Consider the following 16,213-nt stretch of genomic DNA (forward strand, 5'->3'; position numbering starts at 1 on the left):
TCATGCACGGCGAATCTCCGATCAAACGTCGCGAATCCCGCAAAATCTGGGTCGGCAATGTACCGGTGGGTGGTGATGCCCCCATCGCGGTGCAGAGCATGACCAACACCGACACCAACGATGTGGCCGCCACCGTGGCGCAAATCCAGCGCCTGGTCGATGCCGGCGTGGACATCGTGCGCGTCTCGGTGCCGGACATGGACGCCGCCGAGGCGTTCGGCCGCATCAAGCAGCAGGTCAGCGTGCCGCTGGTCGCCGACATCCACTTCGACTACAAGATCGCCCTGCGCGTGGCCGAACTGGGCGTCGACTGCCTGCGTATCAACCCGGGTAACATCGGCCGTGAAGACCGTGTGCGCGCGGTGGTCGATGCCGCCCGCGACCGGGGCATCCCGATCCGTATCGGCGTCAATGCCGGCTCCCTGGAAAAGGACCTGCAGAAGAAGTACGGCGAACCGACCCCGGCGGCGCTGGTCGAGTCGGCCCTGCGCCATGTCGAGCACCTCGACCGTCTGGACTTCCAGGACTTCAAGGTCAGCGTCAAGGCCTCCGATGTGTTCATGGCCGTCGAAGCCTACCGCCTGCTGGCCAAGCAGATCGTGCAGCCGCTGCACCTGGGCATCACCGAAGCCGGTGGCCTGCGTTCGGGGACGGTGAAATCCGCTGTCGGCCTCGGTATGCTGCTGGCCGAAGGCATTGGCGATACCATCCGTATCTCGCTGGCGGCCGACCCGGTCGAAGAAGTGAAAGTCGGCTACGACATCCTCAAGTCGCTGCACCTGCGTTCGCGCGGCATCAACTTCATCGCCTGCCCGAGCTGCTCGCGGCAGAACTTCGATGTGGTCAAGACCATGAACGAGCTGGAAGGGCGCCTGGAAGACCTGCTGGTGCCGCTGGACGTGGCGGTGATCGGTTGCGTGGTGAACGGCCCGGGCGAAGCCAAGGAGGCCCATGTGGGGCTGACCGGCGGCACGCCGAACCTGATCTACATCGACGGCAAGCCGGCGCAGAAGCTGACCAACGACAACCTGGTCGATGAGCTGGAAAAGCTCATCCGCCAGAAAGCGGCCGAAAAGGCCGAAGCCGACGCGGCGCTGATCGTCCGTGGCTGACACACAGAATTCGTAAGGACTTTTCGTGAGCAAATCGCTGCAAGCCATCCGTGGCATGAACGACATCCTGCCAGAACAGTCGCCGCTGTGGCGCTACTTCGAAGGCACCGTGGCCGGCCTGCTGGACACCTACGGGTACAGCCAGATCCGCACGCCGATCGTCGAGTTCACCGAGCTGTTCAAGCGTTCCATCGGTGAAGTGACCGACATCGTCGAAAAAGAGATGTACACCTTCGAGGACCGCAACGGCGATTCGCTGACCCTGCGCCCCGAAGGCACTGCCGCCTGCGTGCGTGCCGTGCTCGAGCATGGCATCACCGGCAACGGCCAGGTGCAGAAACTGTGGTACATCGGCCAGATGTTCCGCCACGAGCGCCCGCAGAAGGGCCGCTACCGCCAGTTCCACCAGATTGGCGTGGAAGTGTTCAACCTGGACGGCCCGGACATCGACGCCGAGCTGATCATGCTGACCTGGCGCCTGTGGGGCCTGCTGGGCATCCGGGACGCGGTCAAGCTGGAACTCAACAGCCTGGGCACCAGCGAAGCCCGTGCACGCTACCGTGATGCGCTGGTCGAGTTCCTCTCGGCGCGCCTGGAGCAACTGGACGAAGACAGCCAGCGCCGCCTGCAGAGCAACCCGCTGCGCATCCTCGACAGCAAGGACCAGAACACCCAGGCGGTGCTGGTCGGTGCGCCGAAGCTGGAAGACTACCTGGACGAAGAGTCGCGCGTGCACTTCGAGGGCCTCAAGGCCCGCCTGGACGCTGCCGGCATTCCGTTCGTGATCAACACCAAGCTGGTGCGTGGCCTGGACTACTACAGCAAGACCGTGTTCGAGTGGGTCACCGACAAGCTCGGCGCCCAGGGCACCGTCTGCGCCGGCGGCCGTTACGACGGCCTGGTCGAACAGATGGGCGGCAAGCCGACCCCGGGCGTAGGTTTCGCCATGGGCATCGAGCGCCTGATCCTGCTGCTGGAAACCCTGGGCAAGGTGCCCGAGTCCATCAGCCGCCAGATCGACGTCTATCTGTGCGCCTTTGGCGAACAGGCGGAACTGGCCGGCCTGCGCCTGTCCGAAGGCCTGCGCGACCGCCTGCCGGGCCTGCGCCTGGCAGTCAACGCCGGCGGTGGCAGCTTCAAGAGCCAGTTCAAGAAAGCCGACAAGAGCGGCGCGCTGTTCGCCCTGATCCTCGGCGACGACGAACTGGCCAAGCAAGAGATCGGTTTCAAGCCCCTGCGTGGTCAGGGCGAACAACAGAACATTGCCTGGGATGCTCTGGCTGAGCACCTGGAAACCGCGATCGCTCAGGCGTAACGCGGTTCAACAAGCGAATAGGCGAAAAGGAGTATTGGGGTGTCGAGTACCGATGATGAACTGGCAGGGGTCAAGGACTGGTGGAACCGCAACGGCAAGCCGCTGCTGACCGGTGCCCTGTTGGCTGGCGTGGTGGTGTTGGGCTGGAATACCTGGCACAAGTACCAGAACAATCAGTCGCAAGGTGCCTCGCAGCTGTACCAGGCCTTGCTGGAGACCAGCCTGACGCCGACTGGCCAGCCTGACGCGACCAAGGTCGCGGAACTGGCCGGCAAGCTCAAGAGCGAGTTCGGCGGTACCGCCTACGCCCAGTACGGCAGCCTGTTCGTGGCCAAGGTCGCGGTCGAGACCGGCAAGCTCGACGACGCTGCTGCCGAGCTGAAGAGCGTGCTGGACAAGCCGGCCGATGCCACCCTGGGCGAAATTTCGCGTCAGCGCCTGGCTCGTGTGCTGGCTGCCCAGAACAAGGCCGAGGACGCCCTCAAGCTGCTCGACGGCGACGCCGACAAAGCCTTCCTGGCCAGCCGCGAAGAGTTGAAAGGTGACCTGCTGGTGCAACTGGGTCGCGCCGACGACGCGCACAGCGCTTACGAGAAAGCCAAGGCTGCGTTGTCCGATGAGGCGGCGGTCGGTGGCCTGCAATTGAAGCTGGATGACTTGGCCAAAGGGGACGCGTAAGTGATCGGTTGGAAACATGCAGCAGTGCTGACCCTGGCCGTACTGGCCGCAGGTTGCAGCAGCAACAGCAAGAAGGAACTGCCTCCGGCCGAGCTGACCAAGTTCACCGAGGAAGTGGTGCTGAAGAAGCAGTGGAGCCGTTCGATCGGTGACGGCCAGGGCGAGACCTACAACACCCTGGTACCTGCCATCGAGAACGACCGTATCTACGCCTCCGACGTCAACGGCGAAGTCTTCGCCCTCGACCGCATCACCGGCGACGTGGTGTGGAAGAAGGACCTCGATCTGCCGGTATCCGGTGCTGTAGGCGTGGGCTACGGCCTGGTCATGATCGGTACCCTCAAGGGTGAAGTCATCGCCCTGGACTCCAGCACCGGTGAGGAGCGCTGGCGCTCCCGCGTGACCAGCGAAGTGCTGGCCCCGCCTGCCAACAACGGTGAGGTGGTGGTAGTGCAGACCCAGGACGATCGCCTGATCGGCCTGGATGCCGCCACTGGCGACCGTCGCTGGATCTACGAAAACACCCCGGCCGTGCTGACCCTGCGTGGCACCGGCGCGCCGATCGCCACCAACCGCCTGGCCGTCGCCGGCCTGTCCACCGGCAAGGTGGTGGCGGTGGACATCAACAACGGCGTGCCGGTGTGGGAAAGCCGTGTGGCAATCCCGCAGGGCCGTTCCGAGCTGGACCGCGTGGTCGATATCGACGGCGGCCTGCTGCTGTCGGGTGGTACCCTGTACGTCAGCACCTACCAGGGCCGCGTCGCGGGCCTGGACCTGGAAAGCGGCCGCGTGCTGTGGCAGCGTGATGCCTCCAGCTACGTGGGTGTCGCCCAGGGCTACGGTAACGTCTATGTCAGCGAAGCTTCCGGTACTGTCGAAAGCGTCGACGAGCGCTCGTCCAGCGCCCTGTGGACCAACGACACCATGGCTCGCCGCCAGCTGACCGCGCCTGAAGTGTTCTCCAGCTACGTGGCGGTGGGCGACTTCGAGGGTTACCTGCACCTGCTGAGCCAGGTCGATGGCCGCTTCGTCGGCCGTGAGCGTATCGACAGTGATGGCCTGCGTGCCCGCCCACTTGTGGTCGGCGACACCATCTACGTCTTCGGCAACAGCGGCAAGCTCGAGGCACTGACCATCCGCTGAAGCTATGCTTGAAGCCTTGGCGGGCTTCAAGCCGCGGCGTAGGACACGCCGCCCGAACTCCGGCCGCTGCCTTGCAGCGGCCTTTGCATTTTCAAGAATTCAAGAGTGGAGAGCCGAATGGTTCCCGTAATCGCCCTGGTGGGCCGCCCGAACGTCGGCAAATCCACCATGTTCAACCGCCTGACCAAGACCCGCGATGCCATCGTCGGTGACCTGTCGGGCCTGACCCGTGACCGCCAGTATGGTGATGCCAGCTGGCAGGGTCGCTCCTTCATCCTGATCGACACCGGCGGTATAACCGGTGACGAAGTGGGCATGGACGAGAAGATGGCCGAGCAGTCGCTCATGGCCATCGAAGAAGCCGACTATGTGCTGTTCCTGGTCGATGCCCGTGCCGGCATGACCGCTGCCGACCAGATGATCGCCGAGCACCTGCGCAAGCGGAACAAGGAAGCGATCCTGGTTGCCAACAAGATCGACAACATCGATGCCGATGTGGCACGCGCCGAGTTCTCGCCGCTGGGCATGGGCAACGCCATCCCGGTGGCCGGCTCCCAGGGCCGCGGCATCAATGCGCTGATGGAGGCCGTGCTCGGCCACCTGCCACGCGACCAGGTCGAGGAAGCGCTGGATGCCGAAGTCGCCGAAGGCGAGGAAGCGGTGCGCATCCCGGGCCCGAGCGAGAAGGATGGCATCAAGATCGCCATCATCGGCCGCCCCAACGTCGGCAAGTCGACCCTGGTAAACCGCATGCTCGGCGAAGAGCGCGTGGTGGTGTACGACCAGCCGGGCACCACCCGCGACAGTATCTACATCCCGTTCGAGCGCGATGACGAGAAGTACACCTTCATCGACACCGCCGGCGTGCGCAAGCGCGGCAAGATCCACGAGGAAGTCGAGAAGTTCTCGGTGGTGAAGACGCTGCAGGCGATCAAGGACGCCAACGTGGTGATCTTCGTCATGGACGCCCGCGAAGGCGTGGTGGACCACGACCTGAACCTGCTGGGCTTCGCCCTGGAAGCCGGCCGTGCCATCGTCATCGCCCTGAACAAGTGGGACGGCATGGAGCCGGGCGAGCGTGACTACGTGAAGACCGAGCTGGAGCGCCGGCTGTTCTTCGTCGATTTCGCCGACATCCACTTCATCTCCGCCCTGCACGGCACCGGCGTGGGCCACCTGTACAAGTCGGTGCAGGCCGCGTTCAAGTCGGCGGTAACCCGCTGGCCGACCAGCCGCCTGACGCAGATCCTCGAAGATGCCGTGAGCGAGCACCAGCCGCCGCTGGTCAACGGCCGCCGCATCAAGCTGCGCTATGCCCACCTTGGTGGTGCCAACCCGCCGCTGATCGTGATCCACGGCAACCAGACCGACAAGATTCCGAAGTCGTACTCGCGTTACCTGGAGAACACCTACCGCCGCGTGCTGAAGCTGGTCGGTACGCCGATCCGCATCGAGTACAAGGGCGGTGAGAACCCGTACGAGGGCAAGAAGAACACCCTCACTGATCGCCAGGTCAACAAGAAGCGCCGCCTGATGTCGCACCACAAGAAGGCCGAGAAGAAGCGCCGCGACAAGCGCTGATTCCGCGTCAGCTTCTTCGCGGGCTTGCCCGCTCCCACAGGTCTCCACAGTTTTCGAATTCTGTGCAGTACCTGTGGGAGCGGGTTTACCCGCGAAGAGGCCCTTTGATCCAGCGCAAATCCCCCTATTGTTTCAACCTTTTTCCTGACCGCTCGATCCGCTATGCTCGGACTCCACCCCGTGCCGGATACACCCCAGGAAAGAGGGCTCCATGATCCGCAGCAAACTGCCGAATGTCGGCACGACCATCTTCACCACCATGTCCCAGCTCGCCGTGCAGACGGGCGCGCTCAACCTGTCGCAAGGCTTCCCCGACTTCAATGGCCCGCAGGCGCTGCTCGATGCAGTCGGCCGGCATGTGGCCGCCGGGCATAACCAGTATTCGCCGATGACCGGCTTGCCGGCCCTGCGCCAGCAGGTGGCGGCCAAGGTCGCGCGGCTGTATGGCGCGCAGGTGGATGCCGACCAGGAAGTGACCATCACCCCTGGCGCCACCGAGGCGATCTTCTGCGCCATCCAGGCAGTGGTGCATGCCGGTGACGAGGTAATCGTCTTCGACCCTTGCTACGACAGCTACGAGCCGTCCGTGGAACTGGCCGGTGGGCGCTGCGTGCATGTACAGCTGAGCGACGGCGATTTCCGCATCGACTGGCAGAAGTTCAGCGATGCCCTCAGCCCGCGCACGCGCATGGTGATCCTCAATTCACCGCACAACCCCAGCGGTGCGCTGATTACCCGAGAAGACCTGGACCAACTGGCCCGGCTTATCGCTGACCGCGATATCTACCTGGTCAGCGACGAGGTCTACGAGCACCTGGTCTATGACGGTGTACGCCATGCCAGCGTGTTGGCCCACGAGCAACTGTACCAGCGCGCCTTCGTGGTCAGCTCGTTCGGCAAGACTTATCACGTCACCGGCTGGAAGACCGGCTATGTGATCGCCCCGCCGGCGCTGAGTGCCGAGCTGCGCAAGGTACACCAGTACGTCAACTTCTGCGGGGTGACCCCGCTGCAGTGCGCCCTGGCCGATTTCATGGCTGAGCACCCCGAGCATATCGATGAACTGCCGGCCTTCTACCAGGCCAAGCGAGACTTGTTCTGCGGCTTGCTGGAGGGTTCGCGGTTCCGTTTCACCCGCACGGCGGGTACCTATTTCCAGCTGGTGGACTATTCGCAGATCCGCCCGGACCTGAACGATGTCGACATGTCGCTGTGGCTGACCCGTGAGCACGGCGTGGCGACCATCCCGGTGTCGGTGTTCTACCAGCAACCCATCCCCGAGCAACGCCTGGTCCGCCTGTGCTTTGCCAAACGAGAGGAGACGCTGCGTCAGGCAGCGGAAAAACTATGCGCGATCTGAGTACACTGCCGAACCTGAAAGTCGCCCTGGTGCAGACCACCCTGGCCTGGCACGACCGCGAGGCCAACTATGCGCACTTCGAAGTGCTGCTGGAGCAGGTGGGCGAGGTGGACCTGGTGATCCTGCCGGAAATGTTCACTACCGGTTTTTCCATGCAATCGGAAAGCCTGTGCGAGCCGGAAAACGGCCCGACCTACAAATGGCTGAAGGCCCAGGCGAAGAAGTACAACACGGTAATTACCGGCAGCGTGATCATCCAGGCCGCCGATGGCAGCCACCGCAACCGCCTGCTGTGGGCCCGGCCGGATGGCGAGATCCTGCACTACGACAAGCGCCACTTGTTCCGCATGGCCGGTGAGCACAAGCATTACACCCCGGGCGAGCGCCAGGTGCAGTTCGAGCTCAAGGGCTGGCGGATCCGCCCGCTGATCTGCTACGACCTGCGCTTCCCGGTGTGGAGCCGTGATGCCCAGGACACCGACCTGTTGCTATACACCGCCAACTGGCCGGCTGCGCGCCGCCAGCACTGGAACCGCCTGTTGCCGGCGCGGGGTATCGAGAACCTGTGCTATGTGGCGGCGGTGAACCGGGTGGGCACCGACGGCAAGGGCTTTGCCTATTCCGGCGACAGCCAGGTGCTGGACTTCCAGGGCGAGAGCCTGCTCAGTGCCGGGGAGGCCGACGGGGTGTTCACCGCGGTGTTGAGCGCGGCGGAGCTGGCGGCCTACCGGGCCAAGTTCCCGGCCAACCTGGATGCTGACACCTTCGAGCTGCACTGACAGTCTGTACCGGCCTCTTCGCGGGTAAACCCGCTCCCACAGGTACCGCACAGTATTCAAAATCTGTGAGGACCCTGTGGGAGCGGGTTTACCCGCGAAGAGGCCGGTGCTGGTTACATCAGTTTCCGATCAGTACACATCCCGCCGATACCGCCCATCCTCGATCAGCTGCTGCACTACCGCTTCCCCGAGGATGCCGGTGAGCGCCGCATCCACCCCGGCAGCCATGCCTTGCAGGCTGCCACATACATACACACAGGCACCATCCGCGACCCAGCGCTTGAACTCTTCAGCCTGCTGCAGCAACACATCCTGCACATACACCTTGTCGGCCTGATCCCGCGAAAATGCGAGGTCCAGGCGTGCCAGGTCGCCGTTGTCCAGCCAGCCTTGCAGCTCGTTGCCGCACAGCAGGTCATGCGCCCGGTTACGCTCGCCGAACAGCAGCCAGTTGCGCTGCTCGCCAGCATTCACCCGCGCGCGGAGCAAGCTGCGCAGGCCGGCCAGGCCGGTACCGTTGCCAATCAACACCAGCGGTGCAGCCGTTTCCGGCAGGTGGAAGCTGCTGTTGCGCCGCAAACGCAGGCTCAGCGTACCGTCAAGCGGCAGGTATTCGGTCAGCCAGCCGGAACCCAGGCCCAGATTGCCATCGGCATGGCGCTCCTGGCGCACGATCAGCTCCAGCACGCCATCGCTGGCGATCGAGGCAATCGAGTACTCGCGGCTGCCGATCGGCACCAGTGCGTCGACCAGTGCTTGCGGCTGTAGGCCGATCAGGTGATCGCGACGGGTCGGCAACTGGCGGCCGGCCAGGGCCTGGGCGAGGGTTTCGCTCAGGCCATTCACTTGCACCTTGGCCCCGGCGTCCAGCGCCATGCCATCGAGGAAGGCGTCGATCCTCGGCTGGCCGTTGAGCGGCAGGATCTCCACCAGGTCGCCAGCTTCCCAGCTGGCGGGCTGTTCCGGTCGCAGGCCCAGCAGGTACACCGGCTGGCCCTGGCTGCCCGGGTTGAGCAGTTCGCGGCGCACCAGCGACCAGTTGCCGAAACTCGGCGGCTGCCAGGCGGCCACTGGCTGGGCGCCGGTCAGTTGCGCCAGTTGCTGCTGCCACTGCTGCAGCGCGGCCTGGTCGGCGTTGTCCACTTCCACTGGGCTGAACGCACTGCTGGCACCGCGTTCACCCAGCCATGCCTGCAGGCGGCGGGCGAAGCCGCAGAAGTGCGGATACTGGCGGTCACCGAGGGCGAGCAGGGCATAGCTGAGGTTGTTCAGCGCCCAAGGTTGGCCGAGCACTTTGCGCTCGAAGGCGCGGGCGCTGTCGGGGGCTTCGCCGTCGCCGAAGGTGCTGACCACGAACAGCGCACGGCGGGCCTGGCGCAGGTCGCTTTCACCCAGTTCTGCCAGGGCGCGTACCTGCACGGGCAGGCCGGCGGCCTGAAGCTGCCCGGCGCTCTGCCAGGCCAGTTGTTCGGCAAGCCCGCTCTGGCTGGCAAAGCCGATCAGCCAGCTGTCGCCGCTGGTGGTGTTGCTGGTGACGTTGCCACGGGCGGCACGTACCTGGCGCTTCTTGCGACGGCGGTCGAGGTACAGCAGCCAGCCGGTGACGAAGAACAGCGGCATGGTCAGGCTGGCGATGGTGACGATGATGCGCCCCGGCAGGCCGAAGTATTCGCCCACGTGCAGGGCGTAGACGCTCTGCAGCAACTGGGCCTTGAAGGATTTGTCGGTGTAGCGGTCATGCCTTTTCACCTGGCCGCTGGCCGGGTCCAGTACCAGGGTGTTGAAGGCACGTGGGTGGTCGGCGTTGTCCAGCAGGTAGAACAGGTTGGCCGGCTGGCCGCCTACCGGTGGCAGGCGCAGGTTGTACATGGCCAGGCCCGGGCCGGCAGCGTCCTTGAGGTTGGCCCAGATCGCGTCGTAGTCGACCACCAGCGGCGGGGCGTTCTTGTCGATCTTCTGCGGCCCGTGGCGGCCCCGGCCTTCGCCGCGCTTTTGCTGCTGGCCGGCGGCCGGCGCGTCGGCCAGCAGCTTGTTCAGGCCCTCGCGGTACCACTCGTAGGACCAGAACAGCCCGGTCAGGGCGAACAGCAGGTAGAACAGCAGGCACCAGGTGCCGGCCACCGCGTGCAGGTCCCAGTTGAAGGCGCGGCCTTTCTTGGCCCAGTCGAAGGTCAGCCAGGTGCGCCAGTCCAGCGCCTTGCGCGGCCAGCGCAGGTACAGGCCGGAGAGGCAGAAGAACACCAGCATCAGGGTGCAGGCACCGGTGATCTGCCGGCCGCTGTCGCCCATGGCCAGGAAGCGATGCAGGTTGAGCATGAGGTTGAAGAAGCCTTGCCCAGCCACTTCTCCCTTGAGTTCGCCGGTGTACGGGTCGGCATAGCGCAACTGGCCACGGCGCTCGCCTGGTGGTGGGGTGAAGAAGACGCGTGCGGCGTTGCCTTCGCGTACATCGACCCACAGCATCGCCACCTTGTCGTGCTGCTGGGCCTCGACCCGCTGGACCAGTTCGGCCGGGGGCAGCACGCCCTCCGGGCGCACCTGGACCTTCAGGACATCGGCATTCAGCGCGCGCAGCAGTTCTTCCTGAAACGAGTACAAGGCCCCGGTGATACCCATCAAGGCCAGCACCAGGCCAGCGGTGATGCCAAAGAACCAGTGCAATTGGAACAGCGTCTTCTTCACCACATGATCACCTTGTGTTTCTGCCGCACACTGCGCGGCGTGCATTATGCCTTGATACGCAAATGCCCCGCTCACGGGAATGAACGGGGCAGGGTGGGCTCGTCAGTCAGGCTTGTGTTGTCTGTACCGGCCTCTTCGCGGGTGAACCCGCTCCCACAGGTACTGCACTGACCTCAGGTCCAGTGATATCTCTGTGGGAGCGGGTTCACCCGCGAAAGGGCCGGCACAGGCGCAGCCCATTCAACAGATCAACCCCATCCCGGCATCAGAAGTGGAAGCTGGTGGTCAACAGCGCAGTCCGCCCGGCGGCCTGGTTGGCATAGTGCCCACTGTAGGCCTTGTCGTAGTAGACCTCGTTGGTGAGGTTCTGCACGTTCAACTGCAGGTCGACGTGCTTGGTCAGCTTGTAGCTGGCCATGGCGTCGTAGCGCCAGTACGAGTCGACCATCACGCTGTTGGTGGTGTTGCCGAACACTTCATCGACGTAGAAGGCACCACCACCAATGGTCAGCTTCGGCGTGACGTTGTAGGTGGTCCACAGGGTCAGGCTGTTGTTCGGCGTGTTAGGCAGCTGGTTGCCATCGTTGTAACCATCGATGAACACCGTGCCGACCCGCTGCGCGCCGCCGTCGACGAGCTTGGCATCCAGGTAGGTGTAGCCGGCGAATACTTGCCACGCGTCGGTCAGCTTGCCGCTGGCGCTGAGCTCCAGGCCATCGACACGGGTCTTGCCGATGTTCTGGTAGGTGTTGTTATCCACCAGTACACGAGCGTCTTCCTTCTCGGTGCGGAAAATGGCCGCGGTCAACGCCAGGCGTTCGTCGAGCAGATCCCACTTGGTACCGATTTCGTAGTTGGTGGTTTTTTCCGGTTTCAGCTCGCTGGTGGTGGTGGCCGTGACCAGCGCGTTGCCGTCGGAACCTTCGCCGAGCGAGGCGCCAGGCGGGGTGGCGGAGGTGGCATAGGACACATAGATGCTGCCGTTCTCGGCAGGCTTCCAGGTCAGGCCCAGTTGGCCAGTGACGAACTCACTGGTGTCTTCGGTCTTGAAGCTGGTAGAACCGTTGGCCGCTTTGGTCTTGACCTTGGTGTCGAAGTGGTCGTAACGCAGGCCCATGGTCAGCAACCAGGCCGGGTCGAGCTCCAGCGTGTCGGTGAAGTAGATGGCGCGCGTGTTGCCAGAAGTATCGGCACCGGCTTCGGTGCGGCTGATGGTGCCGTCCCACTCTTCATGCGGATTGGGGTTCGGGAACGAGGTACAGACACCGGAGATCTGGCCTGTTGCGCTCGAGCAGTTGCCAGCGCCGAAACCGGTGACGTCGTAGCCCGATTTCACCGATGTTTCCCGGCTGAGTTCGATACCGGTGGAGAAGCTGTTCTTCATGCCACCAACGTAGAAATCGCCATACAGGTCGGTCTGGTTGGTGGTCGTGCGGGTGTTGGCGACACGGTTGTTCGGGCGACGCCAGACTTCACCGTTGAGGATGTTGCCTTTGCTGTCGTCTGGCTGGCTGTAGATGTAATCCTGCAGCGTGTTGCCATGGCGCAAGGTGTTCTTGAAGGTCAGCGAGTCGCTCAGGTCGTGCTCGATGCTGATGGTCGAGATATCTGCACGGCTCTTGGAGAAATCGCGACCGACCAGGCCGTAGTAGTTGCTGCTGCTGCCACCGCCGTGGGTCGGTTTGTCCGGGTTGGCCGAGGTGCGAGCGGCCGAGCTGCCGGAGCGCAGGCTGTAGGGAATTCCCGAATCCGGCAGGTCGTCGCTTTCCACGTGGTAGTAGTCAAGGCTCACGCGGGTATCGGTGCCCAGACCGAACACCAGCGAAGGTGCCACGCCCCAGCGGTCGTAGTTGACCTCATCGCGGCCGGCGACGTTGCTTTTGTGGGTCATCAGGTTCAGGCGGCCAGCGACGCTGTCGCTGAACTGATAGTTGCCATCCAGGGTGTAGCGCTGGGTCTGATCGCTGCCCCAGGTCCAGGCGCCGTCGAGCGAGTTGCCCAGGTGCGCACGCTTGCTGACCATGTTGATGGTGCCACCAGCAGCACCGCGACCAGCGATCGAGGAGTTCGGGCCCTTGGCCACTTCCACCGACTCGATGGCGAAGATTTCGCGGGTTTGCGAACCGGTATCGCGCACGCCGTCCAGGTACATCGAGCTTTGGCTGTCGAAGCCGCGAATGAATGGGCGATCGCCGGAGGGGTTGCCACCTTCGCCGGCACCCATGGTGATGCCCGGCACGGTGCGCAGTGCATCCTGCAGGGTCAGGGCGCTGGTGTCCTTGATCACTTGCTGCGGGATCACGGTGATCGAGCGCGGGGTATCTACCAGCGGTGCGGTGTACTTCTGCGAAGAGGCCTTGTCGACCTTGTAATCGGTGCTGGCCTGTTCAGCCTTGCCGTTGACGCTGGTGGCGTCGAGGGTGATAGCGCTGCTGGCGGCCGGGTCAGCGGCATAGGCTGACGAAGCGCTGAGGGCGACGCCGATGGCAGACACGATCAGGCGTGGTGAACTCACTGCAGATGGTACGTACTGGCGCATTGCTAAGGACCTTCCCCAAGGTGTTAAGGCCGCGGATCTTAATGTAAGCAATTGTGACTCACAATTGAGAGTCGTTACCATTCGTGAAGAATTTACAATCTTTACAATTTGCCTTTACGGTTTCATCAAGCTGAAACGTCTTAAGCGGCGAATGGGGCTTGTGAAGCGCAAAAGGGAATCAATATCATTGGCGCCTTTACATTTTCCAACGGTGCTGCCGCCATGCTGCTTCACATCCCCGGCCTGTTTCACGCCGATGAACTGGCCCGTATCCGCGAGGCGCTGGAGCAGGCCGACTGGGCCGACGGCAAGATCACGGCCGGCTACCAGTCGGCCAAGGCCAAGCACAACCTGCAGTTGCCGGAAGGCCACCCGCTGGCCAAGGAGATCGGCAGTGCGCTGATCGACCGCCTGTGGCAGACCCCGCGCTTCATGTCTGCAGCCTTGCCGCACAAGGTGTTCCCGCCGCTGATCAACTGCTACCGCGAAGGCGGCAATTTCGGCTTCCACATCGACAACGCCCTGCGCCAGCCCAAGGGCAGCCCGGAGCGGGTGCGTACCGATCTTTCTTCCACACTGTTCCTCAGCGATCCGGACAGCTACGACGGCGGCGAGCTGGTGATCCAGGACACCTATGGCGTGCAGCAGGTCAAGCTGGCCGCCGGTGACCTGGTGCTGTACCCCGGCACCAGCCTGCACAAGGTCAACCCGGTTACTCGTGGCCAGCGTTACGCCGCATTCTTCTGGACCCAGAGCCTGGTGCGCGAGGACAGCCAGCGGGCGTTGCTGTTCGAGATGGACAATGCCATCCAGCAACTGACTGCCGATGTGCCGGATCATCCATCACTGCTACAGCTGACCGGCACCTACCACAACCTGCTGCGCCGCTGGGCCGAGGTCTGAGCCGTGTCCTATCAGTTGCGGCGTGAGGAAGTGGTTGATGTGGCCGGTTTGCAGGCCATGCTGGAAGAAAGCCCTGGCAAGGCCGCCCAGGCGATCCTGGCGGCGGCCGGGCAGGGCGCGGTGGAGGCACAGTTGCTGCTGGGGCAGATCCTGCTCGACGGGCGCGGCATTCAGGCGGATGCCGCCGTGGCCAGGCGCTGGTTCGGCATCGCCGCGCAGGGCGGCAGTGCCATGGCGCACAACATGCTGGGGCGTTGCCTGGAGCATGGCTGGGGCGGTGAGCCAAGCCAGGCACAGGCGGCCATCCACTATGCGCGAGCGGCCGATGCCGGGCTGGACTGGGGGTTGTACAACCTGGGCAACCTGCTGGCCACCGGGCGCGGAATACCGGCCAACCAGGCGCAGGCGCTGATGTGCTACGAGAAGGCCGCGCACATGGGGCATGCCAAGTCGATGAACCTGTACGGGCGTTACCTGGAGCAAGGCATCGCCACGGCGCCCAATCCGACACGGGCGGTGCGCTGGTATCGGCGTTCGGCCGAGGCGGGGGACTTTCGAGGCATGTTCAGCCTGGGGCTGGTGCTGGTCGAGCGCGGGCAGGTGGCGGAAGCCGGGCCCTGGCTGGAGCGGGCGCGGGTCGAGGGGAACATGAATTTCCTGCGCAGCGCGCTGGTGACCTTGCAGGGGGCGGGGCCGGTGTTGATGGCCTTTGCGGCGCGGTATGCCGAGGAGATCGAACGGCGAGGGAACTGAGGTTGCCTGTGCCGGCGATAGGGCCGGTACAGGAAAGCACAAATGAAAACGGGGCCTTGCGGCCCCGTCTTGCGTTACAGGTAGTAAGCCTTCAGCGGCGGGAAGCCGTTGAATTCCACTGCGCTGTAGCTGGTGGTGTAGGCACCGGTCGACAACCAGTACAGACGGTCGCCGATGGCCAGGTTCAGCGGCAGGCCGTACTTGTAGTTTTCGTACATGATGTCGGCGCTGTCGCAGGTCGGGCCGGCGATGACCACTTCTTCGGCCTCGCCTTTCTTCTCGGTCCAGATCGGGAACTTGATGGCTTCGTCCATGGTTTCGATCAGGCCGGAGAACTTGCCCACGTCGGTGTAGATCCAGCGCTCGACGGCGGTGCGCGACTTGCGTGCAACCAGGACCACTTCGCTGACCAGGATGCCGGCGTTGGCAATCAGCGAACGGCCCGGCTCGAGGATGATTTCCGGCAGGTCGTCACCGAAGTCTTCCTTCAGGAAGCGGATGATCTCTTCGGCGTAGGTTTCCAGGCTGTTGGTCCGGGTGATGTAGTTGGCCGGGAAGCCGCCACCCATGTTGATCAGCTTCAGCTCGATGCCGTCTTCTTCCTTCAGGCGCTCGAAGATCACCTTGACCTTGGCGATGGCAGCATCCCACACACTGATGTCGCGCTGCTGCGAGCCAACATGGAAGGAAATGCCGTAAGGCACCAGGCCCAGGTCGCGGGCGAGGATCAGCAGGTCCATGGCCATGTCGGTCTGGCAGCCGAATTTACGCGACAGCGGCCAGTCGGCAGTGGTCGAGCCTTCGGTGAGGATACGCACGTACACCTTCGAACCCGGCGCGGCCTTGGCGATGTTGCGCAGGTCGGCTTCCGAGTCGGTGGCATACAGGCGCACGCCCTTCTCGTAGAAGTAGCGGATGTCCTTGGACTTCTTGATGGTGTTGCCGTAGCTGATACGGTCGGCGCTGACGCCGCGGCCCAGCACCTTGTCCAGCTCGTAGATCGAGGCGATGTCGAAGCTCGAACCTTTCTCTTTGAGCAGGTCGATGATTTCCACGGCCGGGTTGGCCTTGACCGCGTAGTACACCTTGGCGAATTCGAAACCAGCACGCAGGTCGTCATAGGCCTGGCTGATCATCTGGGTGTCGATGAGTACGAACGGGGTTTCCTGCTTGTCGGCGAACGCCTTCATTTTCTGGAAGGTGTCACGCGCGAAATAGTCTTCGACCTGGATCGACATGCTCAGGGACTCCATGGGCAAACTGAAAATTTAAGTGGCTGCAAACTGAACGTCCTCCGTATCCCCACTTTGGTTCGCCTACTCAGTACTTGAGCCGGATGGATCGTTTCCAGCATGGACGTTCGGCGCG

12 protein-coding genes are annotated in these 16,213 nt (G+C 63.6%); 9 read left to right on the plus strand and 3 right to left on the minus strand.

The annotated features are described in order from the left end of the window. The first annotated feature begins 2 nt into the window (after window positions 1-2). The 7 genes from ispG to CAG46_RS14055 all read left to right on the plus strand — a co-directional run bounded on the left by ispG (window position 3) and on the right by CAG46_RS14055 (window position 7,968). Window positions 3-1,112 carry a flavodoxin-dependent (E)-4-hydroxy-3-methylbut-2-enyl-diphosphate synthase gene (gene ispG, locus CAG46_RS14025; protein ID WP_003257869.1) on the plus strand — a complete coding sequence of 370 codons (1,110 nt, stop codon included), beginning with the start codon at window positions 3-5 and terminating at the stop codon, window positions 1,110-1,112. A gap of 25 nt (window positions 1,113-1,137) precedes the next feature. Further along, window positions 1,138-2,427, plus strand: a complete 1,290-nt coding sequence (hisS, locus tag CAG46_RS14030; protein WP_085616847.1) for a histidine--tRNA ligase — start codon at window positions 1,138-1,140, stop codon at window positions 2,425-2,427. Between the two features lie 39 nt (window positions 2,428-2,466). Further along, complete coding sequence (locus CAG46_RS14035; protein WP_015269019.1) at window positions 2,467-3,105, plus strand: tetratricopeptide repeat protein; 639 nt, start codon at window positions 2,467-2,469, stop codon at window positions 3,103-3,105. Further along, entirely contained in the window at window positions 3,106-4,248 is a 1,143-nt protein-coding gene (gene bamB, locus CAG46_RS14040; RefSeq protein WP_085616845.1) for an outer membrane protein assembly factor BamB, read from the plus strand. 117 nt (window positions 4,249-4,365) lie between these two features. Beyond that, window positions 4,366-5,829: a ribosome biogenesis GTPase Der gene (der, locus tag CAG46_RS14045; protein WP_025337780.1), complete on the plus strand. Its 1,464-nt coding sequence runs from the start codon at window positions 4,366-4,368 to the stop codon at window positions 5,827-5,829. A 211-nt stretch (window positions 5,830-6,040) separates the two neighbouring features. After that, a complete protein-coding gene (locus CAG46_RS14050; RefSeq protein WP_085587448.1) occupies window positions 6,041-7,189 on the plus strand; it encodes a pyridoxal phosphate-dependent aminotransferase in 1,149 nt (382 codons plus the stop codon). After that, on the plus strand, window positions 7,177-7,968 hold the full coding sequence (locus CAG46_RS14055) for an amidohydrolase (RefSeq protein ID WP_015269022.1): 792 nt from the start codon (window positions 7,177-7,179) through the stop codon (window positions 7,966-7,968). The genes CAG46_RS14050 and CAG46_RS14055 overlap by 13 nt, the downstream gene beginning before the upstream one ends. 129 nt (window positions 7,969-8,097) lie before the next feature. On the opposite strand, the gene CAG46_RS14060 is transcribed toward CAG46_RS14055, so the two are convergent. Continuing rightward, complete coding sequence (locus CAG46_RS14060; protein WP_085616843.1) at window positions 8,098-10,653, minus strand: sulfite reductase flavoprotein subunit alpha; 2,556 nt, start codon at window positions 10,651-10,653, stop codon at window positions 8,098-8,100. A gap of 262 nt (window positions 10,654-10,915) precedes the next feature. Then, window positions 10,916-13,189: a TonB-dependent siderophore receptor gene (locus CAG46_RS14065; RefSeq protein WP_085616841.1), complete on the minus strand. Its 2,274-nt coding sequence runs from the start codon at window positions 13,187-13,189 to the stop codon at window positions 10,916-10,918. A gap of 222 nt (window positions 13,190-13,411) precedes the next feature. Here CAG46_RS14065 and CAG46_RS14070 point away from each other — a divergent pair, with 222 nt between their 5' ends. Beyond that, the gene (locus CAG46_RS14070; protein ID WP_075043838.1) at window positions 13,412-14,092 is read left to right on the plus strand and encodes a Fe2+-dependent dioxygenase; all 681 of its coding nucleotides are present in this window, start codon (window positions 13,412-13,414) and stop codon (window positions 14,090-14,092) included. 3 nt (window positions 14,093-14,095) lie between these two features. Next, window positions 14,096-14,845 (plus strand): tetratricopeptide repeat protein, encoded by a 750-nt coding sequence (locus CAG46_RS14075; protein ID WP_085616839.1) that lies wholly within the window; start codon window positions 14,096-14,098, stop codon window positions 14,843-14,845. 74 nt (window positions 14,846-14,919) lie between these two features. Here the strand turns inward: CAG46_RS14075 and CAG46_RS14080 are convergent, their stop codons facing one another. Continuing rightward, entirely contained in the window at window positions 14,920-16,083 is a 1,164-nt protein-coding gene (locus CAG46_RS14080; protein WP_025337787.1) for a type III PLP-dependent enzyme, read from the minus strand. Window positions 16,084-16,213 lie beyond the last annotated feature (130 nt).

Source organism: Pseudomonas sp. B23(2017), assembly GCF_002113725.1.
GTDB lineage: Bacteria > Pseudomonadota > Gammaproteobacteria > Pseudomonadales > Pseudomonadaceae > Aquipseudomonas > Aquipseudomonas putida_Z.

What these genes read in the sequence shown, in the direction of transcription:
- ispG (WP_003257869.1), top strand. Translation starts at nt 3, where the DNA reads ATGCACGGCGAATCTCCGATCAAACGTCGCGAATCCCGCAAAATCTGG.
- der (WP_025337780.1), top strand. Translation starts at nt 4,366, where the DNA reads ATGGTTCCCGTAATCGCCCTGGTGGGCCGCCCGAACGTCGGCAAATCC.
- CAG46_RS14050 (WP_085587448.1), top strand. Translation starts at nt 6,041, where the DNA reads ATGATCCGCAGCAAACTGCCGAATGTCGGCACGACCATCTTCACCACC.
- CAG46_RS14055 (WP_015269022.1), top strand. Translation starts at nt 7,177, where the DNA reads ATGCGCGATCTGAGTACACTGCCGAACCTGAAAGTCGCCCTGGTGCAG.
- CAG46_RS14065 (WP_085616841.1), bottom strand. Translation starts at nt 13,189, where the DNA reads ATGCGCCAGTACGTACCATCTGCAGTGAGTTCACCACGCCTGATCGTG.
- CAG46_RS14070 (WP_075043838.1), top strand. Translation starts at nt 13,412, where the DNA reads ATGCTGCTTCACATCCCCGGCCTGTTTCACGCCGATGAACTGGCCCGT.
- CAG46_RS14080 (WP_025337787.1), bottom strand. Translation starts at nt 16,083, where the DNA reads ATGTCGATCCAGGTCGAAGACTATTTCGCGCGTGACACCTTCCAGAAA.